The sequence below is a fragment of the Paraglaciecola sp. T6c genome (genome assembly GCF_000014225.1).
Classification (GTDB): Bacteria; Pseudomonadota; Gammaproteobacteria; order Enterobacterales; family Alteromonadaceae; genus Paraglaciecola; species Paraglaciecola atlantica_A.
The window spans coordinates 2,275,382-2,299,723 of the sequence record NC_008228.1; the positions used below are offsets into that span (position 1 = coordinate 2,275,382).

Genomic DNA, 24,342 nt, shown 5'->3' on the forward strand with positions numbered 1-24,342 from the left:
TAGGGGGAAGTGCCATGATAACGCTGTATATTCGGTTAAAATAGCTAATCTTCGGTACTTAACGATCCAATTTGTGTGAAATATAGGCGCTGATGGCTATTATTTTACGTCCGTTTGTTGGCTAATTTCACAAGGTGTGTAATCTTACTCAGGTGGCGCTTAGACTCAAGAAAAATCGGATACGAGCAGACAATGGAAATAGACAAGCAAAGTTGGCAAGGCGAAAACCGTCGTAAAACACGGGTAGAGAACGATAAATTATTTCAAACCATGGTTGGGGTGAATGTTGTGGGCTGGGTGGTCTTCCTGGCTGCCTTAATCGTGTTTCATTATGCCCGCCCGGAATTCGTGACAGGTGTGCAAGATTTTTGGGGGGTGACTGGCCGCGAACAATGGTCGTCTTCTTTAAGTACCTATTTAGTCGCTTTGCTATTTGCCTGCGTAGCGTTGAGTTTGACGGTTTTACTAATGAAGCGTAAGCGAACTAGAAGAAAGAACGACAATTTCGGTATCAATGGATTGGTATTATTGTTGGTCGCGTCTTTAAGCCTTGCGGCGTTATTTTTCGAATTTAATTAATGCGTAGTGCCCATTTATGTATTGGGCGAGTTTTATTTACCGTAAAATTGATACGCCTCATTTTACGCTCAATATTCCCTCAAAATCAGTTTGATAGCCCTCACTTTGATGGCTATATTGTAGTGGTCTTGCATACGAAAGTGCATTAGGGACAAGTCACACAAAAAGGAATTTTTAGAGGAACTAATAATGTCTAATAATAAAACACTTGTATCACTTCTATTTGCCGTCGCCGTTCTTGCCATCGTTATAACTGCTTTTCTGCCTTTGGCGAATATCCCACAACAGACCTCTGGTGCCTTATTTTTTATGGCCGCAATTTTATTGTTTAAAGTTGCCGGTGCTATTTCAGCGGGTATCTTGGTGATGCTCTTTGTCAGTGATAGACCGTGGCGCAAGCTGCGTCATATTGACGACATCAACTTTGCCCAAGGCAATCAACAAAATGAGGGAAAACGACAGCCGTTTAATCATGCCTATAACGGCCATTCGCCAAAATAACGCGCTGCTCTATAGATCATTCGTAAAAGCGCGTTAGCACATTGGCGGCGATAAAAAGGCGCTAAAACATTAGCGCCAAAATCGGGATGGTGATAGAAGGTTTTCGGCTCACCGATATCTGCGTATCGTCATGAGCATTCACGTTACTCCTGAGCAAATAAGTCAGTACTGAAATAACGCTCTGCGGTATCCGCTAAGATAGTCACTATATTTTTGCCCGTAAGCTCTGCTCGCTGAGCGACTTGAACAGCCGCGTATGCCGCTGCGCCGGATGAAATACCCACTGGCAAACTCTCTACGCGAGCAAGTTCCCTAGCATACGCAATAGCGTCTTCGTTACTCACGGTCATGATTTCATCTAACAAACTGACATCTAATACGTCAGGCACGTGCCCTGAACTTAGTCCTTGAATTTTGTGCACACCGCCACGACCCTCACTCAACACAGGGCAAGATGCCGGCTCTACCGCAATGATTTTTATTTTAGGGTTACGAATTTTAAGCGCTTTGGCGATACCAGTGATGGTGCCGCCTGTGCCGACGCCAGCGATCAGCACGTCAACTTCTCCATTGGTGTCGCGCCAAATCTCCTGTGCGGTACTGTTAAAATGCATATCAGGATTCGCTTGGTTGCCGAACTGATCAAGCATCACAGCGCTTCGCGTTTCTCCTACCAAGGCTTTTGCCTTATCGATAGCGCCCTTAGTGCCTAAGTCTTTTGGTGTGGTGATCACTTTCGCGCCATAGTGCTTAATCAATTTTTGACGTTCAATCGACATATGCTCAGGGATCACTATGGTCAAAGGAATGCCTTTCATGGCACATATCCATGCGCAGGCAACGCCGTTATTGCCTGAGGTTGCTTCAATGATCTGAGTATTTTCATCAAATGAATCTGAAAGCATGAGTGCATTGATCATGGCCAGTGCAGGGCGGTCTTTAATTGAACCTGCAGGATTAAAGTATTCCACTTTAGCGAGTATTTCACCAAGCGTACTGTACTTCTTGCCCAAGCGACTCAAGCGTACCAGAGGCGTGTTGCCAATGGTTTGAGTGATATCTTCATAAATACGCCCTCTGGTGAAGGTCGCTGAAGGGCTTTTAGGGTCAGCTGGTAGATTGTGGTTGTCATCATGCGTATTGTTTACAGCAATTGATAGGGCTTCGGTCGACATGCTTGGTATTCCATTGATTGAAGAAAAATCTACTAAATACTATGCCATGAGCGCGAAGGAATAAATTTCTAACAATTGCGTTTGTTTGACTATTTTTGTAAATTAATTCCTATAATTTTGGTAATTGTGGAAATAATTTTTATGGATAGGCTAGATAAAGAAATTTTAAGGCTATTGCAAGATGATGCCACGCTATCTGTTAACGATATTGCTGAGCGCATCGGTTTGAGTACAACGCCTTGTTGGCGGCGTATTCAAAACCTAGAAAAACAGGGGGTGATTAAGAAACGTGTGGCCTTATTAGATGCAGACAAATTAAACCTAGGAATGACCGTCTTTGTGCAAGTCAAAGCCGGGCAACATGATATTAATTGGTTGAGCCGATTTGCTGAGTACGCCGCCGGAATAGAAGAAATTGTTGAATTTTACCGTATGAGTGGCGAGTACGACTATATGCTAAAAGTGGTGGTCGCCGATATGAAGGCCTTCGACGTCTTTTATAAAAAACTGGTAGGGGGCGTTGAGTTGTCGGATGTCACATCCAGTTTTGCCATGGAACAAATTAAGTACACCACGGCTCTAGCAATTCAATAGTATTTAAAACCTTACGAAAAATAGTGTAATGTTGCTGACGAGTACCTCCAAAGCGTGATAATTTATTCAAATACTTACTCCTTAAGAGTAAATATTTATTTGAGGCAACACTCCCCGTTCAACACACAATAATAATAGCGCACTGGCGCATATATAAGGTTCTATATGGAATGGTATTCTATCCTGCCGCCGATTATCGCAATCGTGGTGGTTTTTTGGCGCAAAGAAGTCATCTTGGCATTGATTCTCGCCATTTTCTCAGCTGAAGCATTGCTGGCCTATCGAAACGGTAGTGAGTTTTTATTCAACGGCATTATTGGCTCCATTGAGCGAGTCATTGAAATAGCGAGTTCCGCTGGTAATACACGCATTCTCATATTCAGTGTGTTAATTGGTGCTTTGCTAGCCTATATACGTAACTCGGGTGGGGTAACCGCAACAGTTGAAATGTTGATCAATAAAGGCGTGGCTAAAAGTAAGCGGCAAGTGGGTTTGTTGACAATGTTTACTGGCATAGTAGTGTTTATTGAGTCCAACTTGAGTGTATTAGCGTCGGGCATTTTATCTCGCGGATTATACGATAAATTTAAAATGAGTCGCGCACGGTTAGCGTATGTTATCGACAGTACCAGCGCACCTGTTTGTATCTTAATTTTACTTAATGGCTGGGGGGCGTTTGTTCTTGGCTTATTAAGTAATTACGAATTAGAAGAGTCTCCAGTCTCCATTTTATGGGGCACTATTCCGTTTAATTTCTACGCTATTATTGCGTTACTTATCGTCACCTACACTATCGTCACAGATAAAGTACACGGGCCCTTGCGCGAAGCCGAGCGCGAGATGCAGCAGAATAACGATGTCAGTTTGCCCATCCCCCCTAGTAAAGCGCGGTTCATGCTTGTTCCTCTTGGTACCATGATATTCGGTATGATTGGCTTTATGTTGTGGACGGGGGATGGAGATATTGCCGCAGGAAGCGGTAGCAAATCTGTGCTGTATGCAACTGTGCTGGCGTGTATGGTCGCGTATTTATTATTAATAAGCGCTAAAAAATACACCCATAAAGAATTGGTAGACGAAGGGTTCAAAGGGATGGGTGAAATTTTACCACTAGTGACTATTGTGCTGTTTTCACTGACGTTGGGCGGCAGCCTCAAAGAACTGGGAACAGGCATTTTTGTCGCTAATTTAGTGGGTGATTATTTGCCACTGTCATTGATAGTTCCTGTGCTGTTTTTAGCGGGAGGGATCATGTCTTTCACCACGGGAACAAGTTGGGGTACTTTCGCCATTCTTATTCCTATTGGTGTGCCACTGATTCAAACCTTAGGTTTACCCCCTTCGCTAGTGCTTGCCGCAATTTTAGGCGGCGGGGTATTTGGCGATCACTGTTCGCCGATATCTGACACCACAGCCGTATCGTCGATTGCATCAGGGTGTGATTTGCTCACGCACGTTCGTACACAAATGCCCTACGCCTTATTTGGCGGAGCCTTGGCATTTATTGCGTACTTTATTGCTAGCTTGATCATGCTATAAGCGTTATTGCTCGTGCATCACTTTTGTGCTTTTGTTAATCACAAAAATTACGCTGACAAAAGTGATGTGCTGAACGTTTTAAACAGTCACTATTAGGAAGTCTGATGAAATTTTCATTCGTGTTATTTTCAATTTTTATGCTCAGCGCTTGTGGAGCTCAGCAAGAGCAGGGCGCAGCAAAAACACAAAGCCAGCATGACACCTCAGCAGCGCAGCAGCAAAAAGCGGCAGTCGCTATGCCCGATGCCTTTAGTGCGGACGTGGCAAAGCAGATCATGCAAAAAGGTGGAAACGCGGTTGATGCCGCAATAGCTGCACAATTTGTGCTTGCGGTCACATTACCTGAAGCAGGCAACATTGGCGGTGGTGGTTTCATGCTGGTGTACAAAGACAAGGAGTCTGACTTTATCGACTATCGCGAGCAAGCGCCACTTGCAGCCCATCGTGATATGTACCTTGATGCACAGGGTAATGTGGTGCCATATCAATCTGTGATTGGCATTTTATCATCAGGCGTACCCGGCACAGTGGCGGGCATGTGGCTAGCCCATGAAAAGTACGGCACATTGCCGTGGAAAGACCTAGTCGACCCTGCCGTTAAATTAGCGAAGGATGGCTTCGTCATGCCCGAAAAACTCGCTGGTTACATTGGCCGTTATAGCAAGCGGTTAAAAGACAAAGGCTTTGAGGTCAATTTTGATGATTATTTCGCGTCTGCCAAAACAGGGGAAGTGTTTAAACAAGCTGAGCTTGGCGCAACGTTAGCACTTATTCGCGATCAAGGACGTGATGGTTTCTATAAGGGGAAAACAGCAAAAATCATCGCTGATTTTATGGCTAACCATAAGGGCCTGATCACAGAACAAGATTTAGCAGAGTATGAAGCTAAAGCTCGCCAACCTATCAGTGCAAAATGGCGTGAATACGATGTGCTAACCTCACCACCACCGAGCTCAGGCGGTATCGCGATAATTCAGTGGTTAACCATGTATGACCAGCTCACCAAGGGCAAAGACAAGCTCGAGCATAATTCTGCGCCCTACATACATTTATTAGCAGAGGCAGGTAAACGCGTGTTTGCCGATAGAGCTGAGTACTTAGGGGACCCAGATTTTGTTCAAGTGCCGGTATCTGAGCTAATTGACCCAAATTACATTGCTAAGCGCGGCGCTGATATCAGCATGGACAGCATCTCAGTCACTGAGTTAATCAAGCCAGGTTTGAAAGAAAGCGAAGAAACCACGCATTTTTCGATTGTGGATAAATGGGGCAATGCAGTGTCAAACACCACCACGATCAACTTAGGGTTTGGCAGTGGTGTGGTGGTAGAAGGCGCAGGCTTTTTATTAAACGATGAAATGGATGACTTCAGTGCTAAGCCAGGGGTAGCAAATGTGTTTGGTGCAGTTGGCGGCGAAGCAAACGAAATTCATCCTAAAAAGCGCATGCTCTCTTCAATGACTCCCACCATCGTACTCAAAGACGGTGAGGTGAGTGTAGTGACGGGCTCACCCGGTGGCACCACGATTATTAGCTCGGTTTATACGTCTATTTTGAACGCGTTAGAGTTTAATATGAGCGCCCAAGATACCGTGGATGCACCGCGTTTTCATCACCAATTATTGCCTAAAGATGTCATTCGCCACCATGATGGGATTGCACCAGAAGTGATTACATCATTAGAAGATATGGGCTACACCATGGAAGCTCGCCGGTTCGGTGATTTACACACGATCATCAATCGTGGTGGGGAGCTACAAGCCGGCTCTGAGTCCCATGGTAGAGGCAAATCAATGGTGTTCGAGTAGGGCACGTATTGTAGGGGTTAACCGCTCATACAACTGATCCTAAAACATATAAACGGTTGCCAAAATGGCAACCGTTTTTTTTGCGTTGAATAATGTTGTCTGTTTAAACAGGATACATGCACTATTAACTGGAAGCAGAATCAGGCCCCTAAGGGCTGCTTACGCTTTAGGCGTAAAGAAGGGATGTGCCGTTAACGAGAGCGAGTCTTTTGTCACTTTCAAAATACTGCCTTGATCGTACCAATCGCCTAAGACGATGCGCTTGGCTGGTTGGCCGTTGACAGTCAGTTCGTGAATGGCTGGGCGATGAGTATGCCCATGTATTAAGCGTTGTACATTATAGCGCGCCATAGTGTCGATCACTTCTTGCTCCGTCACATCCATGATGTCATTGGTGAGCTGCTTTTGGTTTTCTTTACTGGCTGCTCGGCCGTTATCAGCAATTTTTTGCCGTGTTTTCAAGGGTAAGCACAAGACTAACCTTGGCCACCACCAACCACGGGCTTTTTTACGGAATTTTTGATAGGCCACGTCTTTTGTGCACAGTTCATCACCATGGGTGATCAAGGTGGGTGTGCCGTATAAATCAATCACTACTTGTTCTGGCAATAAGGTAAAGCCAGCTTGTTTCGCGAAGCGTTCGCGGATCAAGAAATCGCGATTGCCATGAATAAAAAAGACCTCTACTCCAGCCTCTGCCACCTGCTTGAACGCGCTGGCGACCTGCTGATTGAATGGGGTTTGATTGTCATCGCCAATCCAAGCTTCAAACAAATCGCCTAACACATAAAGTGCATCTGCTTGTCGTGCGTCGTGCGCAAGAAACTGAAATAAACAGTGGCTAATATCTTCGCGCTCAGCAGATAGATGTAAATCGGCAATAAAGTAGGTAAAAGACATGGGGGAGACTCGATAAAAGGCCTGTTCAGAATAAACAGGCCTCGAAAAATAGATTATTCGCTAACTTCAACTTTCTGAATAACCACATCTTCTACAGGCACATCTTGGTGATAACCAGAGTTGCCCGTTTTAACGTCTTTGATCTTGTTGACCACGTCCATGCCGTCAGTCACTTTAGCAAATACGCAGTAACCCCAGCCATCGCCAGATTCGCTGCGGAAGTTCAAGAAGCTGTTGTTAGCCACGTTGATGAAAAACTGTGAGCTAGCAGAATGCGGCTCATTTGTACGTGCCATAGCCAATGTGCCTACTTCGTTGGCAAGGCCATTGTTAGCTTCATTTTTAATGGTCGCTTTAGTTGCTTTTTGCTCCATGCCGGGCTCGAAGCCACCGCCTTGTACCATGAAACCATCGATAACACGGTGAAAGATTGTGTTGTCGTAAAACCCTTCTTTGGCATAACTCAAAAAGTTAGCAACTGTCTCAGGCGCTTTGTCTGCGAAAAGCTCTACGTTAATGACGCCGTAGTTAGTATGAATTGTGACCATTTTAATGCCCTCAGGTGAATCATAAAAAATAAAAGTTCGCCATTCTAACGTAAAGCGACGCGCTTTTTAAGCAGTTGATTCATATTGATTAATGCGAGGGGAGTGACACAGTGATAGAATCGGCGCTCTGGGCTCCTTTGCTCACCTTTTACGTTACTGAACTTTTATTAATAGGAAAACGGTTAATGCTACACATATACAATACCCTGACTCGACAAAAAGAGCTCTTTACACCTTTACATGAATCAAAGGTGGGGTTGTACGTGTGCGGTATCACAGTGTATGACCTGTCGCACATGGGGCACGCACGCACGTACTTGAGTTTTGATTTAATGGTGCGCTACTTACGCCACAAAGGCTATGAGGTGAATTATGTGCGAAACATCACGGATATTGATGACAAAATCATTCAACGTGCGAATGAAAATGGCGAAACGACCAGTGAACTAACTGAGCGCACTATCGCCATGATGCACGACGATTTCGCCGCGATAGGCTTGCTTGCCCCAGACATTGAACCCCGCGTGACGACCCACATGCCTGAAATTATCGCGATTATCGAGCGCCTCATTCAGCGCGGCCACGCTTATCAGGCTAAATCAGGGGATGTGTTATTTGATGTGAGCAGCTATGCGGATTACGGCAAACTAAGTAAACAAGACCTAGACCAATTGAACATGGGCTCGCGCGTTGATGTTGACAGCGACAAAGACGACCCTATGGATTTCGTTTTATGGAAAACCGCAAAGCCTGGTGAGCCAAGTTGGCAATCCCCATGGGGAGACGGACGCCCTGGCTGGCATATTGAGTGTTCAGCCATGAATCAAAAACATTTGGGTGAGCACTTCGATATTCACGGCGGTGGCTCTGATTTGATTTTCCCTCATCATGAAAATGAAGTGGCGCAATCATGCTGCGCTTATGACACCCCGTACGTAAATTATTGGGTGCATGCGGGTATGGTGCAAGTCGACAGTGAGAAAATGTCTAAATCGTTAGGCAACTTCTTCACATTAAGGGATGTGTTACAGCAACATGATGCTGAAACATTGCGTTATTTCTTGATGTCAGCTCACTATCGAAGTCAATTGAGTTATTCACAAAGTAATATTACCCAAGCGCGCAGTGCACTTGAGCGCTTGTATACGTCTCTTCGGGACGTAAAAGCAAATACCCAAGTCGATATGCACAGTGCTGATTACCTCACTCGCTTTGATAAAGCCATGGATGATGACTTCAACACACCTGAGGCCATGGCAGTGTTGTTTGACGTAGCCAAAGAGCTCAACCGAGCCAAAGCTGAAGGGCAAGAAGGGCATGAGCGAGCCAGTGATTTGGCCGGCGTGCTGATTAATTTAGGCAAGGTGCTAGGCATTTTACAACGCAGCCCAAGTGAATATTTGCAAGGCGAGCAGCAAGATGATGATGAAGTGGCAGAAATCGAAGGGTTAATCAAAGCGCGTAACGATGCCCGCGCCGCTAAAGACTGGGCCGCAGCCGATGCCGCGCGAGATGGTTTAAATGCCCTCAATATTATTCTTGAAGATGGCCCCAGCGGCACAACGTGGCGCAAGGGTTAGTCTTTTTCGGGTTTTAAAAGTGACATTCAAGGCCAGCTGATTAGCTGGCCTTTTTATTGCGACGGCTTTAGTCAGCCTCTTCCTGGCGAGTGGCTGCGCAAGAATGTAAAACAAGAATGCAAAACAAGAATATCCCAACGAGTCATCATAAAGTTCAGACCAAAGCTCGCGCCTCTCGCCTCAATAAAAAATGCCATTAAATACAAATGTGGGTAGGAGGTAGTTGCTGTGTTTATATACAAGTTGGTTGCTTATTCCAGTAAACAGCAGGATCACGTAATTTTTCCATGTTTCCACAACCAAAAAACATAAAGATGGAAAAATTTTAACCTGTACAACAAGTTACAGTGTATGCTAAGAAAGACAGATGGAGAAAGGCGGAAAAGTTCCGTGTTTAATATGCGGATGCAATCACGGAACTTTTCCGCCTATTAATATTGTTAGCTCCCTTATCTCAATTTTAAACTTTTTTGAGACAAAATCTAGTTTTTAATATACTCTTATCTCAATTATTCACAACTTTGAGATTACTATGATTGCTTCTCCACCAAAAGAACTTATCAGTAACCCCTTGCAGCTCGCTTTGGAGAAGCACAGTGAGCACCTGAAAGAATATATCGAACTTTTATCTCCTACCGATAATAAAGGAAGGTACCTTCACTATGACCAGCTTCGGTATAGATTTTCCAAAGATTTAGATAAAGATTTAGCATGGTCAATTGTAAAAACTGCTAGATTGAGACAATTAAAAAGAATTCTTCCTCTTGGTGATTCCAATGAAGTGGGGCGTTTTTTTCTGACTCCCAACATTCAAAAAGCCATAAGTGAAACAGACAGGAATACAACAAGCGCTTCTCTCGAGTGGATGTGTTCAAAAATCGGTGAAGAAAAGCACCTCGAATACTTATTAAATGATTTGGTCGAAGATGAAGCAATAAGCAGCAGTCAACTCGAAGGGGCTGCTACTACTACTGAAGTTGCAAAAGACTTGTTGAAAAGGAAACGAAAGCCTAGAAGCTTAGATGAAAAAATGATCATCGGTAATTTCAAGATGATGAATTTCGCATGGGAGAATAGAGAAAAAGATCTAACACCTGATTTTATTAGGGACTTACATCAAATCGGCGTTGATGGGATTGACGATGACAACTACACACCCGGTGTGTTTCGGAAAACTGACGATGTGAAAGTTGTTAATGCTGAGGGTAATATTGTTCATCAGCCGCCTTTAGCAGAAAACCTGAAAGCTCGTTTGAAAAAAGTCTGTAGTTGGGTAAATAAATGTCATCACGATACAGATAATCGTGACTACTTCCATCCATTGGTAAAGGCAATCATAATTCATTTTCTCATCGGTTTTGAGCATCCATTTAGAGATGGAAATGGGCGAGTTGCAAGGGCTCTTTTCTATTGGTATATGTTTAAAAATGATTTTTCTGCATTTAGATACATCACTATAAGTCTGCTATTGAAAAATGCACCTGTTCAATACGGGAAAAGTTATCTTTATACAGAATCAGACGAAATGGATTTGACTTATTTCATTGATTATCAATGCTCAATAATTATTAGAGCTATAAACAAGTTTAAGGGTTCTTACCAACGGACTCTAAAAGAAGCTGAAGAGTTTAATGTTTGGCTATGGAAATCTGGTTTATATAAAAAATTATCTGATAAACAGCAGAAAATATTCCAAGTAGCACGGAGTGGTGTTGCTCATTTTTTTACGGCTTCGAATGTTAAAGAAAACTTAGGATGTTCCTATAATACTGCATCTTCTGCACTAAATGGCCTTGTAGATATGAAACTCTTCAAAAAGGAAAAACAAGGTCGTGAATGGGTTTTCAGCATGGTAAGCCAAAAGAAAATCCTTAAAGATTGGAATGCGAAAAAATAGATCGGGAGCTAACAACCACATTAAGTCGCTCGCAGGCTCGCTGGGACAGTAACACGTGGGCACTGTCGCTTCGCTCGGATTGTAGCCCATTACTTAAAGAGACAGTACTTAAAGAGACAGCCATCTTGAGAATCGTGTAAAAAACTCTCCTGTTTAGGAAAATACTTACATAGACACCCATCTTTAGAATTTTATAAAAACACATGCATAGGATACTTACTTAAAGAGACAGCCATCTTAATAATCGTGTAAAAAACTCTCCTGCTTAGAACGGAAAATACCCCTCAACAGGCGTCAAGGTACTTTTGGTCTATATGGTTGGGGATTATTACTGGAAAAGTGAGCGTAGAGGAAGGAAACGGCGCGCAAGGTCAATTTTTAGGCAAGGGATTAGGCTACAAGATATGCATGATATGTGTTAGTTGGAATGTTTTAGGCGCGCCTTAATAATACTTACATAGACACCCATCTTTAGAATCGTATCAAAAACTCTCCTGCTCAGAGTGGGGAAATGCCTCTAAAGAAGCGTTGAGGTACTTTTCATCTGAACGATTAGGTATTCCTACTGGAATATTGCACCTACAGGAAGGAAACTGCGTTTAAGGTCAATTTTTAGGCAAGGGGCTAAGCTACAAGATATGTAGGGAATGTGTCCTTTAGGGTTGTTTCAAGCACGCTTTAACAATTCTTTTGCTTTGGTCATTCCCCGCAGTCGTTGATGATGGGTGTGGCGCTTGAATGCATTCATCATTTGCTCCGCACCTGCTGCGTAGCAGAAGTGTTTTTCAAACTCGGTCGTTAATGTTAGCCATTGAGCAGCGTCTAATCCTAATCTTTGTAAAATAGGACTGTGAGTGTTATCAATATGACCGGCCTTGTCCTCACGAATGCATCGGCCTGTCGTGTCTACCAATTCACAATAGTCTTTAAGTGAATAAGCGATGCCTTTGGGCATTTCTTCACGAGGGTTTCCTACAAACGGCATTAAAGCACTCGGTTGCTCTCGTTTATTTTTAACCGCCTGAGCACGTTTTTTGATACTGGTGTGCTTTGACGTTTCGGGTGTTTTTGCCATTTTTGCACGAATGGGATTCAAGTCCACATAGGCCATACACGCTAAGACCGCACTCTCATCTAATAGGGCTTGTGATTTAAATCGTCCATTTATCAGGAGTAAATTAGAACAGCTTTAGCTGGCCCGCAGGGAGAGCGCCAAGGATGGCGGCGAATAAAAACGACCGGTGCAACCATCCTCTTTGTTAGCTTCACGAGCAACATACTCATTCAAGTCACGCATAAACCAGCTTATGTCGTACAAACGTTGCCGATAGGTATCAACGGTCTCATCAAAGGTGATTAGCTCTCCTTGGCTCAGTGTATCGCCATTCATAAACTTCTGAGTCAGCAAAGTGCCTCTGTGCAGCTTATGGTAGCGCCTCAACACTTCATCGCTATCCCAATTATCAGCCATTGTTTTATCCACACATAGCACCACATGAGTCTACTTCAGGCATCCTGCCTTACGCCCTTCGGGCCAGCTAAAGCTGTTGTAAAATGTTCCCGACATTTTTACTGATTATTCATGACCGCATAGGCACAAATGCGGTAGCCGCGCTATCGATGGAAAATACCGTAGATAAAAACAACAAACGCTCCTCTACCCAAGCTCGACGATGCTCGTAACTCTGGCCAGAGTATTTATCTATTCCACACAAGAAAGAACGCCGCACGCAGCGCGAAACGCAATGACAAATTTATCGGGAATAAAATTTGAACAGCTTTAGCTGGCTTCGAAGAAGTGAACGACATGGATGTTGTGAATAAAATAAGGGGTATCGATTAAACTGATTTGGCTTTTTCGAGGTTGAGGCATAATCCATCTACCTGACATAATGAAACACACATCAAGTCTAGTTCAGCCCTGAAAATTGACCATTTTTATCATGGGTGTCTTTATATTTTTTTAAAATTGACCATTTTTATCATGGGTGTCTTTATATTTTTATTGGGTGTCTTTATATATTTTTTTTTTGAATTTAATTCATACAAAAAGCTCAATCAGAAAATCACTCGCTGGCCCTCGGCCAAAGCACTTCGTGTTTTCTGTTTAACTAAGCGTTATATTGCCAAAGAGGGTTAGAGTTTCATTTTCATTAATGCGCAATGTCATAGAGGAATAACATTATGGAAGATTTAGGATTTATATTTGGGATCATAGGCATGTCAATGGGTATGTCAGCGTTTACTTTTGCCATCATAACAATGAAAAAGGTGGACAAACTTGAGAGTAAACTTAAAGAGCTTGATGTTTTAAGCTCGGATTTTAAGTCTAGTTAATAATCTATTCCCTATTTGTGTTACACCAATACAACAAGTACTTCAAATGGGGCTGCTAAGAGTTTGCTCTGTTTCGCTTCACATTTTAGCCTACGTTTTTTAGCCGCTTAGCGAGGCGCTGGGGGATCCTCTCGTAGAATAGAGCTCCCTTTTTTGTGAACCCAAGTAATAGTGATGCTGTTAAGGAAAGTAGGGCCCATGCAATTTGGGCCAGCGTTACATTCTGTCATCGGTTGCTTGTGGCATTTTGTTTGTTTCCTGACTTCTCTGCCTAATCTTCTAATTGATCCTATGATTGATAATACGCGCCGGTGTTGAGTCCGATTGGCTTGAAATGCACGCTAGCCATTTTTTAGCAAAGACACTTATACATTCACTCATAAAATGAAGCTTACTTGGACATGCTGAATAAAAAGGCCGCACTGTTTCTCTCTGGTTTTATGACGGAATTATCACAAATAAGGGTTATGGTACTTTTGAACTGGCTGGGTGTAATGAGCCCTTCTAGGGAGCATTAGGCGTAAAATAAAAGGCGTAACTAAGTCAGGGGAAGTCATGTATCGATGAAAGATAGTATTGAGCATCCCGTTCTGTTCATTTGAATATTAACTATCCGAAGAGAAGAGTATTAATGAAGCGATTTTTATTATCGGTTGGGCTGGGCGTAATGTTTTCAGCAACCACGTTAGTGCATGCACAGGCACCCAAGCAGATACAAGCGCAAGAACAAAGCGTTCAAGGCGTTGATCACGTCGGGCTAGCGGTGAGTGACTTGCAGGCATCAGAGCGATTTTTTACCCAGTATGCAGGGTTTCATGTACTGAGCCGTGATGAAAAGTACCCATCTGTGTTTCTATCAAATAACAGTGTTGTTATTACGTTGTGGCGCGTGACTGACCCTAGTGCGGCTGTGGCATTTGATCGCAAAAATAATGTTGGCTTGCATCACTTGGCACTTAGAGTCAGCAGCGAAGCGACCTTGAATGCGCTGCATGAGACCTTCTTGCAAGACAAGCAGGTAAAGATAGAGTTTGCGCCTGAGCAAGCGGGTAATGGGCCGAACAAGCATATGATGGTGTATGAGCCTAGCGGCAATCGGATTGAGTTTATGTATCGAGCGGCAGCGCGCTAGTTCGCAGGGCTCTTTTTTGCCCGGGCACTCTCTTGGCCAAGCCCTTTATTAGCCAAGCACTTTCCTAGCTAGGCATCCGATAACGGTCATTTAGGGCTGGAAGGGCTTGGCTAAAGGGGCACTTAGCAAAAGGAAAGATTGGTTAAACAAGAAAGGCTGGTTAATGAGAAAGAGGGAAAATACGTAGACCCAAGAGAACTCGGGTCAAGAGAAACCAAAAGTGTTAGCTTCTCTTGATAAAGTAAAGCACTCGCACTTAGGTGCGAGTGACATCCACCTTGATTTTAAGCTTCTGGCCGGGTTGTAGGTATTTTTGGGTACTTATTTGATTCCATGCGACCAAGTCTGACACATTGACCTTAAATTTTTGCGCGATTCTGGCCAATGAATCACCGCCGCGCACTGTGTAGGTGAGGGTGCGTATTACCGCATCGCTGTGTTTTTTGCTGTCCTTGCCCTTAAGCCATACCACTAGCTCTTTACCTGGGCGCAACATGTCCGTAGGGGCCATACCATTCCACTTGGCTAAGCTGCGCATGTTGACTTTATATTTACGACTTATATCCCACATGGTGTCGCCATTTTTGACTCTGTGCTTGACCTGATACGTCCCGCTTTTGTGCTTAGACTGCGTATCCGCTAAGCGCTGCTCTTGAGAGAGTGAATAAAAGTCCAGTGATTTTAATGCCACAGGTATAACCAAGTATTCCCCAGCGCGGATCACATTGCCTTTTAACTCATTTACTTGGCTAATAATGTCTGTGGTAGTGTGATATTTGTGCGCTAGTTTCAACAGACTGTCGCCGCTCTTAATTTTGTGGCGAACCCAGTTTAAACGCTCTTTGGTTTCGGTTGCCGCAATAGCGTCACTAAAGGTGTCTGCTTTATCCACTGGCACAAGCAGCTTAAACGGCCCTTCGGGGTCGGTAGCCCAGCGATTATAACCTGGGTTTAACGCATGCAGCTCTTCAACCGTAAGACCTGCCATATCAGCAGCAAGGGCCAAATCAATTTGCGAGCCGACATCGACTTCTTCAGTCACTTTGATATTTTCGATAACAGGCCATTTGAACGCATAGGTTTCTGCGTTTCTAAGTATGTCTGCCAAGGCCAATAATTTGGGGACGTAAGCGCGGGTCTCTCTGGGTAAATCTAGGGCCCAGTATTCTGTGCTTTTACCCGCTTTTTTATTCTTTTTAATGGCGCGCATAACACGACCTTCACCGCTGTTGTAAGCTGCAAGGGCGTGTAACCAGTTGCCGTCAAACATTTCGTTTAAGTACTTCAAGTAAGCAATTGCGCCATCAGTTGATGCCATGACATCACGGCGCCCGTCATACCACCATGTTTGCTTCATGCCAAAACGTTTGCCCGTTGCCGGTACGAATTGCCACATACCCGCAGCGCGGCCATGTGAATAGGCGAAAGGGTCAAAGGCGCTTTCTACTATGGGTAAAAGCGCTAGTTCCATAGGCATATTTTCACTTTCAAGGCGCTCTACAATCAGGTACAAAAATGGCTTAGCACGCTTTGCAACACGTTGCATGTAGCTGGGGTGTTTTAGGTACCAGTTGCGCTGACTAGCAATGCGTTTGTTGTCTTCAAAGTCCAAAGCGAGGTGTTGACCCACGTATTGCCATACGTCGAGTGCGGCAACGTCTTGCGGGATTGGCTCTGGTTCAATTGTGACCTCGACCTCTTCTTCTGGGTGGGTGACAGGTATAATACCTTCATCCGCCGCTTCACAGTCGAATGCCTGATCAGCTAACTCACCGGATTGTTCGCATGTCATGGCAATTTCTTGCGCTATTTCGTGCTCTTGGTCTATCTGTTCAGCTATGTCTGAATGAGGCTCCATCATCTGACAGGCCGGTAAAATAGACACTAGCGATAGGCATAGTAGGGTATGTAAGCGCACTAGGCGTTCCTTTTATGTTTATTCTGTTTTAAAAATTGTCTTTCCATGCACGAAGCGCAGTAAACACTGATTCAGGTGTTGCGAGTGTTCTACCGGCGTAATGCTCAGCATGTTGTATGACTTCCTTGCTACTCGCGCGCAAAAACGGATTAATCGCTTTTTGCTGGCCTATTGTTGAGGGCAAGGTAGGTTTTAAATCAACCCTTTGAGATTCTGCCCAACCTTTATAGTTCAATAGTGCTTCATTATTTGGTTCAGCAGCTTGAGCAAATTTAATATTGGCTAAGGTATATTCGTGTGTACAGTACACTTTCGTGTCGTCAGCCAAAGCCGTTAGTTGCCCTAAAGATTGATACATCTGCTGTGGCGTTCCTTCGAACAGTCTGCCACAACCAGCAGAAAAGAGCGTATCACCACAGAATAATCCGCATGAACCTACATACGCAATATGATCAAGCGTATGGCCGGGCACTTCTAGTACCTTAAATTCAACATCTAGTGATGGTAGTTGAACGGTGTCGCCAGCCTGTAAGCGCTGAGTAATCGATTGGATTTGTGGGTTTTGTGGGCCATAAACGTTGACGTTTTCGAAGGCTTGTAGCAAGTCATTTACACCACCTGTGTGGTCGCTATGATGATGGGTGATCAGTATGTCTGTTAACGTTAAATTGTTGCGGCTGCAGAATTTAATGACGGGTTTAGCGTCACCTGGGTCAACCACTGTGCAGGTTTCACCGTTGATTAGGCACCAAATATAATTATCCTCGAATGCTTTAATTGGTCTTATTTTCAGGGATGACATAATAATCTCCAGTGACAACAATAATGAAACAGGTGTAAAGTAATCCGACATTATACATATTCAAAATCCATGTGCATGTACTAGTCTGCAATATGTTGACTACTAAATGTGTAATATGTTGCTACATTTTCGGTAAAAATAGGTTTGTATTGTATTGATGAAGCCAGCGTTACTTGACAAAAAACCACGTTACCCCCGCTCATGGTCGACGCTACCCAATGGTGCAGAGCGCAAAGCCATTGTAGAAAGCGAACTCGATATCATCACTCAACAGTTTTTTGGTTACCACTTGGTTAAGGTGGGTAATTTAAGCAGTGAGTTAACTTTAAGTAAGTGCTCAATTAAGCATTGTGTCAACATGGTTGCAAAAGAGCATGAGACGGCTGGCATGCGCTCGTTGTCTCGCGACATGGCGCTAAAAGAGAGCAGTGTAGACGGGTTTGTATTAGCCCATGAATTGGACTTTGCCCAAGACCCTCATCAAATTTTACGGGAAGTAGACAGAGCCATTATGCCTGATGGCGATTTGGTGATTGTGGGCTTTAACCCGCTCAGCTTAACTGGCTTGCGAAAGTTAGTCTGGTTTAACCGCCAGAGTATTTTGCAAGAAGCGCGTTTTTTTAGCGTCCCGCGTATTAAAGACTGGTTGCATTTATTGGGGTTTGAAGTGACTCAAGTTACTTACCGGCCGTACTCAAAATTTTTTATCACTAAACCGAATAATATCATCACCCGTTGGTGCAAGCGTTTTTTACCTCAGTTGGCTAGCATGTACGTTATCGTCGCGAAAAAGCGCACGGTGCCTTTGTCGCCTATCAAGCCTAAATGGCAGCTTAAACCAAAATTTAGTGCGGTAGGGGCGAGTATTCGTGCGGGTAGTGTCAACAGTGAAAAGCCGCAAAGCTGACATCAGCGAGCAGGTGTTGCACACATAAAAAAGCCCACTTAGGAGTTGTCCTAAGCGGGCTTATTGGCTATTTAGTTAATTGGCTGAAGTAAGGTGTTACTTCACTTTCATGCCAGGTTGTGCGCCTTCGTGTGGCTCCATGATCCACAAGTCTTTGCCGCCAGGACCTGCTGCTAGCACCATGCCTTCAGACATGCCAAAACGCATTTTACGCGGCGCTAGGTTTGCCACCATAACCGTTAACTTACCCACCAAATCTTCTGGTTGGTAAGCAGATTTAATGCCTGCGAATACTTGGCGGGTCTCACCGCCTAAATCAAGCTCTAAACGCAATAACTTGTCCGCTTTTTCGACGTGCTCAGCGACCACTATTTTAGCAATACGCAGGTCTATTTTAGCGAAGTCATCAAACTCGATCGTGTCACTGATAGGGTCTTTCGCCAACGGGCTGTTTGGGTCTAGCGTTACCGTCGGTGCTAGGTTTTCTTTTGAGTCATCCACCATGGCGTTCACCTTGTCCATATCTACTCGTTGCATTAATGCTTTGAATTTATTGATTTCATGGCCAGTTAGTACACTTTGGGCGCTGCTCCAGCTTAAATCATCGTTCAAGAAGGCTTCGGCTTGCTCGGCTAATTTGGGCACAACGGGTTTTAAATACACCATTAACAGGCGGAACAAGTTTATACCCAATGAACATACATCGTGAGTGAAGGCTTGTTTACTTTCATCTTTGATGGTGACCCAAGGGGCGTTGGCATCAATGAACTGATTAGCTTTGTCCGCTAGTGCCATAATTTCGCGAATGGCTTTGTGATATTGGCGCTCTTCAAATGCTTGGGCGATGCTCGCTTGTGCATGTTGAAATTCAGCTACTAACGCAGGCTCAAGCACGTTGTCTGACAGCTTGCCGTCGAAACGCTTGGTGATAAAGCTGGCACAACGACTGGCGATGTTAACGACTTTGCCTACTAAGTCTGAATTAACTTTCTGTGCGAAATCTTCAAAGTTAAGGTCGATATCTGTCACGTTCGCGCCCAGTTTAGAGGCGAAGTAATAACGCAGATACTCGGGGTTTAAATGTTCTAAATAAGTCCGGCCCTTAATAAAAGTACCTTTTGACTTAGACATTTTGGCACCGTTAACGGTGACAAAACCGTGCACGTTAACGCCCGTAGGCTTTCTGAAACCGGCGCCTTCAAGCATGGCTGGCCAGAATAGACAGTGAAAATAGGTAATGTCTTTACCGATAAAATGGTATAGCTCAGCGTCAGAGTCAGCGCCCCAGTATTCATCGAAGTTAATGCCGCTGCGATCACACAAGTTTTTAAAGCTCGCCATGTACCCGACGGGTGCATCAACCCATACATAAAAGAATTTGTTGGGTGCACCGGGAATTTCAAACCCGAAGTAAGGTGCGTCGCGACTGATATCCCACTGTTGTAGGCCTTTTTCAAACCATTCTTCAAGCTTGTTGCTGATTTCGCTTTGCAAGGCATCGCTTTTCAGCCAGTTTTGCAGCATGTCTGAAAATTGCGGTAAGTCGAAGAAGAAATGCTCTGAGTCTTTTAAAATCGGCGTCGCGCCTGAAACCACTGAGCGTGGGTTCTTCATTTCTGTGGGGTCGTAAGTCGCACCGCAGTTATCACAGCTATCGCCGTTTTGATCTTCAGCACCACAGCTAGGGCAAGTGCCTTTTACAAAGCGATCCGGCAAAAACATGTTCTTTTCAGGGTCAAACAACTGGCTGATAGTGCGCTTTGAAATATATCCCGCATCGTTTAAGCGGTTGTAAATCAGTTCAGACAGCTCTTTGTTTTCGTCACTGTGGGTAACGTGGTAGTTGTCATATTCTACGAAGAAGTCGAGCAAATCTTGATGATGCTCTTCACGGGTACGCGCCACCATTTCCTCTGGCGTAATACCTAGCTCTTGGGCTTTGAGCATAACGGGCGTACCATGTGCATCGTCGGCACATACACTGTATATTTCGTGGCCACACATTCGTTGAAAACGCGTCCAGATATCCGTTTGGATATGCTCTAAAAGGTGACCCAAGTGAATGGAGCCATTTGCATAGGGAAGGGCGCTGGTAACAAGAATTTTACGTGGTTGTGACGACATGTTTATTTCGGTTTCTTAGTTTAATTAAAAAGGCCGCAAATGGTATCGAAAATAAGCCGCCATTGCATTAGCTAATAGCTACCTAGGGCCAAAATCATCGTTATTAAGTAGGAGTGTCATGTTATTTAGCCGGTCAACACCAGAGCAAAAACGTCAGTCATTGGTTTCAAAGCAACTCGCGGCGCAATTCGAACTCACTGACAAGCACGTCGGTACATGGGTGACGGTCTCCGGTGAAGATGTTCTCATCACTTTACCTTTTGCTGCCGCAGCCGTTCATGATGTGCTAGTAGCGCGTATTAAAAAAGTAGCGGACGAGCAAAAGCTACCTATACAGAACGTAGTCATCGAAACAGACATTCACGCATCGCCCACGAAAGTAGCTAAAGTCCCTAACATTAAAAACATCATTGCCGTTGCTTCAGGTAAAGGCGGGGTGGGTAAGTCGACCACCAGTGTGAACATCGCCTATGCATTGATGGCACAAGGGGCAAAAGTGGGGTTATTAGATGCTGACATTTATGGCCCTTCAATCCCAATCATGTTGGGTAATACCGACTCAACGCCTGCCTCTCGAGATGATAAAACCATAATACCCTTTGCGGCCCACGGCTTGGTTGCAAGCTCTATTGGTTATTTTGTGCCAGCTGAGAATGCGACAGTGTGGCGAGGGCCGATGGCCAGTAAAGCCCTTGAACAATTATTGCGTGAAACCGACTGGCCAGAGCTAGATTACTTAATTGTTGATATGCCGCCGGGCACGGGGGACATTCAATTAACGCTCGCTCAACAAATGCCAGTCAGTGCTGCTGTGATCGTGACCACCCCACAAGATTTAGCGGTAGCAGATGCCAGAAAAGGCATTGCGATGTTTAATAAGGTCGATGTGCCGGTGCTGGGCCTCATTGAAAACATGAGCTTGTACATTTGCCCCAAGTGCGGTCATCAAGAGCATATCTTTGCTCAAGACGGCGGAGTGGAATTGGCCAAGCGTAATAAGGTGCCATTACTTGGCCAATTACCATTAAACATTAAAATTCGTCAACATACCGATGAAGGTACGCCTTTATTGGTGGCAGAGCCAAACGACCCCCTAAGCCACACCTACCTAAAATGTGCAGCAGCTGTTTCAAAACAGCTTTATATGAATGGTTTGATGGACTTGCGCATACAAAATATTTAAAAACGTTGAACATAGCCTCTTAGCTACGCATAATTGCGCGGCTAAGCGGCTGTCATCTTTTATGATTCGCCAAATACCCAAAACCTATTTACTGAGTTAAACATTATGCGTTTGTGCGACAAAGACATTCTGACCCATCTTCAAGAAGGCAAGATATCGATTACCCCTGAGCCTGATTATGCTGAGATCAGTGGCGTAACCGTCGACATTCGATTAGGCAACAAATTTCGTGTGTTCACTGAGCACCAAGCGCCATACATTGATTTGAGCGGCCCTAAGGCGCAGGTTCAAGAAGCACTAAACACTGTGATGAGTGACGAAATCAGCGTTGGGCAGGACAAGTCATTCTATTTACACCCAGGTGAGTTAGCGCTCGCAGTGACCCTTGAGTCAGTGACTTTGCCCGGCAACATTGTTGGTTGGTTAGATGGTCGCTCGTCACTGGCGCGGTTAGGGCTGATGGTGCATGTTACTGCGCATCGCATTGATCCCGGGTGGTCAGGCAACATAGTGCTAGAGTTTTTCAACAGCGGTAAATTGCCACTTGCGTTAAAGCCAGGCATGAAAATAGGTGCGCTGAGCTTTGAAGTGATGTCAGATTTTGCAGAAAAGCCTTATAACGCGCGTGTTGATGCCAAATACAAAAACCAAGAAGGCGCCATTGCCAGCCGCATTAGCGGCGATGACAAAACAAGCACTCAGTAAAGGCTTGGTTATTTAACATTGCATGTGCCTATTAAATTGCACGCGCCTATTACAGTGGTTGGGAATGACACGCCAACCGTTTTGCTTCCATTTTATGCTACTGCTGTTCACTTAAAGCCCGCACCGCACCGGGGCTAACACCAAGTACCCGCTTGAACGCTTTTGAAAATGACGACTCATTTTCGTAGCCACTAGCAAGCGCCGCATGCAAGGTCGTCACGTTTTCATCGGCTAACATCCTGTAGGCTAGGCCTAAACGCCACTGCGTAACATATTCCATCGGGGATTGGTGCAGCACAGACTTGAATAATTCGTTAAAACCCGCTCGCGACATAAAGCACCGCTGGGCGAGCATTTCCACGGTCCATTTTTTGTCAGGCTCGCTGTGAATAGCTGCCATAGCGGCTCCCAGTTTTGGGTGAGCCGTGGCCGCAAGCATGCCATTGTCCGCTGGCAAATGTTCCCGAAAAATGATGGCTAGAATCGCCTCGGCGATACGGCCCATAATCAGTGCAGATCCTTTATTAGGCTGCTTTGATTCATCTAGCAGGGCATCAAGTAAATAGTTTAACCCCGACGCACTGGTGCTGACTGTTTGGTGTTTTATGATGATAACGCTGGGTAAATGCTTTGTTACACTAGCGACAAGCGGATGGTGATGGCTGAAATAACCACAGACTAACCCGGTAGCACTGGGATGGATGCCACTTGCATAGTTCTGAGAAGCCGCGGTATTGACCACTGCCGACGATCCTAAATCGCCACTGATGACGTGCTCGCTATCGCGGGGGAACAACACGACATCGCCCTGTACCAATTCGATAACGGTGTTTTGCTTTTGGTCGCATTCGCTGTGTTTATCACCTTCATGTTCACTCTCACGTTTAACGCTAGGCAAGGTCAAAAAACACGTGCCGTGGCTAACAACATGAAAGTTCATGTAATGTGTGCCCGAAGTATTGATGGCCCAACTGCCACAGTATTGCCCGTTGTGGAAGACGTTTGCAGAGACTTTAAAGGTCGCGAATAATTGATTTAATACATCCATAGACGTTGTGACATAACCTCTGGTTTTATAGACATAGTGGCAATACTCACCACTGTTTACACTATTCCTCGTTGACTGCTTCAATTTTTGAACATCTAAACCGAGGACATAAAAATGAAAAAACTATTTACCCTTAAATCACTCTTTACTGCTGTTGCCATTACGGTATCAAGCTTCAGTTTCGCCGGCGTTGATACCCAAACCGATAGCAACGACGTTATTTTAGCCGGTCATGACGCCGTTGCTTACTTTACGCAAAACAAACCTGTGCTAGGTAAAGCGGAATATACTGCTGTGCATAATGATGCCATTTATCGTTTTAGCAGTGCTGCGAACCGAGATGCATTTAATGGCAACCCAGATAAATATGCTCCTGCATATGGCGGTTTCTGTGCCTTTGGTGCTACCTTCGGTAAAAAATTCGACATCGACGGCAAAGCTTTTGAAATCGTTGATGGCACCTTGTATGTAAACAAAAACCCTGACGTGTACAAAGCGTGGAAAGAAGACATTCCTAAGCATTTGGTTGAAGCCAACGAACAATGGCCAAGCATTGAGTTCACGCCGAGTAACGAGCTTTAATCTTATCGACTAGTGTGGCGTTTCGCTTCATATGCCGTTATTAGCGGCGCACTCATTCGCTATGCCATGGTTCGTAAAGCATGGCTAGTGCGTCTTTACTGCCAATGAGTGAGCGCAGCACGAAAGCATAACCCCACACGTTGGGGTTTGTTCGTTACTTTGTCGGGTAGTGTCACATCAGACCGGAGCGACATTGGTATTCATTCACTTTGATTGACCTTAAAGCCGCACACTGTTGAGTGAATACAGTATCGTTGGAAATCAGTTTTATAATGTGCGATACGAAGACGGGTAGGGTGCTAAGGCTTGGGCAAGTGATTAATCGAGTTGCACTGCGCGCAAAGTCAGGCGCCAGAGACGTTCGAGCTGGTAGATCGCCAGAATATGCACAATGGCAAGCGAAAGTGACGGATAAAAAGAGTGAAGAACGTGACAGAAAAACGGTCAAACCGATCGAATAAGCTGCAGTTTGAACAACAAATA

The 24,342-nt window shown here is 44.6% G+C and carries 21 protein-coding genes and 1 pseudogene; 14 read left to right on the forward strand and 8 right to left on the reverse strand.

The window, feature by feature from the left end; translation table 11 throughout:
- Positions 1-192 precede the first annotated feature (192 nt).
- Together PATL_RS09595 and PATL_RS09600 are read left to right on the forward strand one after the other, a co-directional pair.
- Positions 193-579 (forward strand): hypothetical protein, encoded by a 387-nt coding sequence (locus PATL_RS09595; protein WP_011574697.1) that lies wholly within the window; start codon positions 193-195, stop codon positions 577-579.
- A gap of 189 nt (positions 580-768) precedes the next feature.
- Positions 769-1,080 carry a hypothetical protein gene (locus tag PATL_RS09600; RefSeq protein ID WP_011574698.1) on the forward strand — a complete coding sequence of 104 codons (312 nt, stop codon included), beginning with the start codon at positions 769-771 and terminating at the stop codon, positions 1,078-1,080.
- Positions 1,081-1,223: 143 nt separating this feature from the next.
- On the opposite strand, the gene cysK is transcribed toward PATL_RS09600, so the two are convergent.
- On the reverse strand, positions 1,224-2,255 hold the full coding sequence (gene cysK / locus PATL_RS09605; protein ID WP_011574699.1) for a cysteine synthase A: 1,032 nt from the start codon (positions 2,253-2,255) through the stop codon (positions 1,224-1,226).
- Positions 2,256-2,396: 141 nt separating this feature from the next.
- Between cysK and PATL_RS09610 the strand changes: the two genes are divergently transcribed.
- The 3 genes from PATL_RS09610 (at position 2,397) to ggt (ending at position 6,196) form a co-directional block, all read left to right on the forward strand.
- The gene (locus PATL_RS09610) at positions 2,397-2,849 is read left to right on the forward strand and encodes an Lrp/AsnC family transcriptional regulator (protein ID WP_011574700.1); all 453 of its coding nucleotides are present in this window, start codon (positions 2,397-2,399) and stop codon (positions 2,847-2,849) included.
- Positions 2,850-3,014: 165 nt separating this feature from the next.
- Entirely contained in the window at positions 3,015-4,388 is a 1,374-nt protein-coding gene (locus tag PATL_RS09615; RefSeq protein ID WP_011574701.1) for a Na+/H+ antiporter NhaC family protein, read from the forward strand.
- A gap of 104 nt (positions 4,389-4,492) precedes the next feature.
- Positions 4,493-6,196: a gamma-glutamyltransferase gene (gene ggt / locus PATL_RS09620; RefSeq protein WP_011574702.1), complete on the forward strand. Its 1,704-nt coding sequence runs from the start codon at positions 4,493-4,495 to the stop codon at positions 6,194-6,196.
- Between the two features lie 159 nt (positions 6,197-6,355).
- Here the strand turns inward: ggt and lpxH are convergent, their stop codons facing one another.
- Entirely contained in the window at positions 6,356-7,096 is a 741-nt protein-coding gene (lpxH, locus tag PATL_RS09625) for a UDP-2,3-diacylglucosamine diphosphatase (RefSeq protein WP_011574703.1), read from the reverse strand.
- Between the two features lie 53 nt (positions 7,097-7,149).
- Positions 7,150-7,644 (reverse strand): peptidylprolyl isomerase, encoded by a 495-nt coding sequence (locus PATL_RS09630; RefSeq protein ID WP_006993772.1) that lies wholly within the window; start codon positions 7,642-7,644, stop codon positions 7,150-7,152.
- A 185-nt stretch (positions 7,645-7,829) separates the two neighbouring features.
- Here PATL_RS09630 and cysS point away from each other — a divergent pair, with 185 nt between their 5' ends.
- Both cysS and PATL_RS09640 read left to right on the forward strand, forming a co-directional pair.
- Positions 7,830-9,224, forward strand: coding sequence for a cysteine--tRNA ligase (gene cysS, locus PATL_RS09635; protein ID WP_011574704.1), 1,395 nt, complete (start codon positions 7,830-7,832; stop codon positions 9,222-9,224).
- Between the two features lie 532 nt (positions 9,225-9,756).
- The gene (locus PATL_RS09640) at positions 9,757-11,121 is read left to right on the forward strand and encodes a Fic family protein (protein WP_011574705.1); all 1,365 of its coding nucleotides are present in this window, start codon (positions 9,757-9,759) and stop codon (positions 11,119-11,121) included.
- A gap of 667 nt (positions 11,122-11,788) precedes the next feature.
- Here PATL_RS09640 and PATL_RS22675 read toward each other — a convergent pair.
- A pseudogene (locus tag PATL_RS22675) lies at positions 11,789-12,994 on the reverse strand (transposase).
- A gap of 311 nt (positions 12,995-13,305) precedes the next feature.
- Here PATL_RS22675 and PATL_RS22805 point away from each other — a divergent pair.
- Positions 13,306-13,458, forward strand: coding sequence for a hypothetical protein (locus PATL_RS22805; protein ID WP_198136264.1), 153 nt, complete (start codon positions 13,306-13,308; stop codon positions 13,456-13,458).
- Positions 13,459-14,089: 631 nt separating this feature from the next.
- Positions 14,090-14,590 (forward strand): VOC family protein, encoded by a 501-nt coding sequence (locus PATL_RS09650; protein ID WP_011574709.1) that lies wholly within the window; start codon positions 14,090-14,092, stop codon positions 14,588-14,590.
- 256 nt (positions 14,591-14,846) lie between these two features.
- Here the strand turns inward: PATL_RS09650 and PATL_RS09655 are convergent, their stop codons facing one another.
- Together PATL_RS09655 and gloB are read right to left on the reverse strand one after the other, a co-directional pair.
- On the reverse strand, positions 14,847-16,508 hold the full coding sequence (locus tag PATL_RS09655) for a LysM peptidoglycan-binding domain-containing protein (protein ID WP_011574710.1): 1,662 nt from the start codon (positions 16,506-16,508) through the stop codon (positions 14,847-14,849).
- Positions 16,509-16,536: 28 nt separating this feature from the next.
- Complete coding sequence (gloB, locus tag PATL_RS09660; protein WP_011574711.1) at positions 16,537-17,310, reverse strand: hydroxyacylglutathione hydrolase; 774 nt, start codon at positions 17,308-17,310, stop codon at positions 16,537-16,539.
- Positions 17,311-17,467: 157 nt separating this feature from the next.
- Here gloB and PATL_RS09665 point away from each other — a divergent pair, with 157 nt between their 5' ends.
- Entirely contained in the window at positions 17,468-18,217 is a 750-nt protein-coding gene (locus tag PATL_RS09665) for a methyltransferase domain-containing protein (RefSeq protein WP_011574712.1), read from the forward strand.
- Positions 18,218-18,313: 96 nt separating this feature from the next.
- Here PATL_RS09665 and metG read toward each other — a convergent pair whose 3' ends face one another.
- Entirely contained in the window at positions 18,314-20,341 is a 2,028-nt protein-coding gene (gene metG, locus PATL_RS09670) for a methionine--tRNA ligase (protein WP_011574713.1), read from the reverse strand.
- Between the two features lie 118 nt (positions 20,342-20,459).
- On the opposite strand from metG, the gene apbC reads away from it, so the two are divergent.
- Positions 20,460-21,524: an iron-sulfur cluster carrier protein ApbC gene (gene apbC, locus PATL_RS09675; RefSeq protein WP_011574714.1), complete on the forward strand. Its 1,065-nt coding sequence runs from the start codon at positions 20,460-20,462 to the stop codon at positions 21,522-21,524.
- 105 nt (positions 21,525-21,629) lie between these two features.
- Positions 21,630-22,229, forward strand: a complete 600-nt coding sequence (dcd, locus tag PATL_RS09680) for a dCTP deaminase (RefSeq protein ID WP_011574715.1) — start codon at positions 21,630-21,632, stop codon at positions 22,227-22,229.
- Positions 22,230-22,326: 97 nt separating this feature from the next.
- Here the strand turns inward: dcd and PATL_RS09685 are convergent, their stop codons facing one another.
- Positions 22,327-23,277: an AraC family transcriptional regulator gene (locus tag PATL_RS09685; protein WP_011574716.1), complete on the reverse strand. Its 951-nt coding sequence runs from the start codon at positions 23,275-23,277 to the stop codon at positions 22,327-22,329.
- Positions 23,278-23,391: 114 nt separating this feature from the next.
- Between PATL_RS09685 and PATL_RS09690 the strand changes: the two genes are divergently transcribed.
- Positions 23,392-23,859 (forward strand): YHS domain-containing (seleno)protein, encoded by a 468-nt coding sequence (locus PATL_RS09690; RefSeq protein ID WP_011574717.1) that lies wholly within the window; start codon positions 23,392-23,394, stop codon positions 23,857-23,859.
- 272 nt (positions 23,860-24,131) lie between these two features.
- Positions 24,132-24,320 carry a hypothetical protein gene (locus PATL_RS09695; RefSeq protein ID WP_041713635.1) on the forward strand — a complete coding sequence of 63 codons (189 nt, stop codon included), beginning with the start codon at positions 24,132-24,134 and terminating at the stop codon, positions 24,318-24,320.
- Positions 24,321-24,342: the final 22 nt, after the last annotated feature.

What these genes read in the sequence shown, in the direction of transcription:
- PATL_RS09595 (WP_011574697.1), top strand. Translation starts at nt 193, where the DNA reads ATGGAAATAGACAAGCAAAGTTGGCAAGGCGAAAACCGTCGTAAAACA.
- PATL_RS09600 (WP_011574698.1), top strand. Translation starts at nt 769, where the DNA reads ATGTCTAATAATAAAACACTTGTATCACTTCTATTTGCCGTCGCCGTT.
- cysK (WP_011574699.1), bottom strand. Translation starts at nt 2,255, where the DNA reads ATGTCGACCGAAGCCCTATCAATTGCTGTAAACAATACGCATGATGAC.
- PATL_RS09610 (WP_011574700.1), top strand. Translation starts at nt 2,397, where the DNA reads ATGGATAGGCTAGATAAAGAAATTTTAAGGCTATTGCAAGATGATGCC.
- PATL_RS09615 (WP_011574701.1), top strand. Translation starts at nt 3,015, where the DNA reads ATGGAATGGTATTCTATCCTGCCGCCGATTATCGCAATCGTGGTGGTT.
- ggt (WP_011574702.1), top strand. Translation starts at nt 4,493, where the DNA reads ATGAAATTTTCATTCGTGTTATTTTCAATTTTTATGCTCAGCGCTTGT.
- lpxH (WP_011574703.1), bottom strand. Translation starts at nt 7,096, where the DNA reads ATGTCTTTTACCTACTTTATTGCCGATTTACATCTATCTGCTGAGCGC.
- PATL_RS09630 (WP_006993772.1), bottom strand. Translation starts at nt 7,644, where the DNA reads ATGGTCACAATTCATACTAACTACGGCGTCATTAACGTAGAGCTTTTC.
- cysS (WP_011574704.1), top strand. Translation starts at nt 7,830, where the DNA reads ATGCTACACATATACAATACCCTGACTCGACAAAAAGAGCTCTTTACA.
- PATL_RS09640 (WP_011574705.1), top strand. Translation starts at nt 9,757, where the DNA reads ATGATTGCTTCTCCACCAAAAGAACTTATCAGTAACCCCTTGCAGCTC.
- PATL_RS22805 (WP_198136264.1), top strand. Translation starts at nt 13,306, where the DNA reads ATGGAAGATTTAGGATTTATATTTGGGATCATAGGCATGTCAATGGGT.
- PATL_RS09650 (WP_011574709.1), top strand. Translation starts at nt 14,090, where the DNA reads ATGAAGCGATTTTTATTATCGGTTGGGCTGGGCGTAATGTTTTCAGCA.
- gloB (WP_011574711.1), bottom strand. Translation starts at nt 17,310, where the DNA reads ATGTCATCCCTGAAAATAAGACCAATTAAAGCATTCGAGGATAATTAT.
- PATL_RS09665 (WP_011574712.1), top strand. Translation starts at nt 17,468, where the DNA reads ATGAAGCCAGCGTTACTTGACAAAAAACCACGTTACCCCCGCTCATGG.
- metG (WP_011574713.1), bottom strand. Translation starts at nt 20,341, where the DNA reads ATGTCGTCACAACCACGTAAAATTCTTGTTACCAGCGCCCTTCCCTAT.
- apbC (WP_011574714.1), top strand. Translation starts at nt 20,460, where the DNA reads ATGTTATTTAGCCGGTCAACACCAGAGCAAAAACGTCAGTCATTGGTT.
- dcd (WP_011574715.1), top strand. Translation starts at nt 21,630, where the DNA reads ATGCGTTTGTGCGACAAAGACATTCTGACCCATCTTCAAGAAGGCAAG.
- PATL_RS09685 (WP_011574716.1), bottom strand. Translation starts at nt 23,277, where the DNA reads ATGGATGTATTAAATCAATTATTCGCGACCTTTAAAGTCTCTGCAAAC.
- PATL_RS09690 (WP_011574717.1), top strand. Translation starts at nt 23,392, where the DNA reads ATGAAAAAACTATTTACCCTTAAATCACTCTTTACTGCTGTTGCCATT.
- PATL_RS09695 (WP_041713635.1), top strand. Translation starts at nt 24,132, where the DNA reads ATGTGCGATACGAAGACGGGTAGGGTGCTAAGGCTTGGGCAAGTGATT.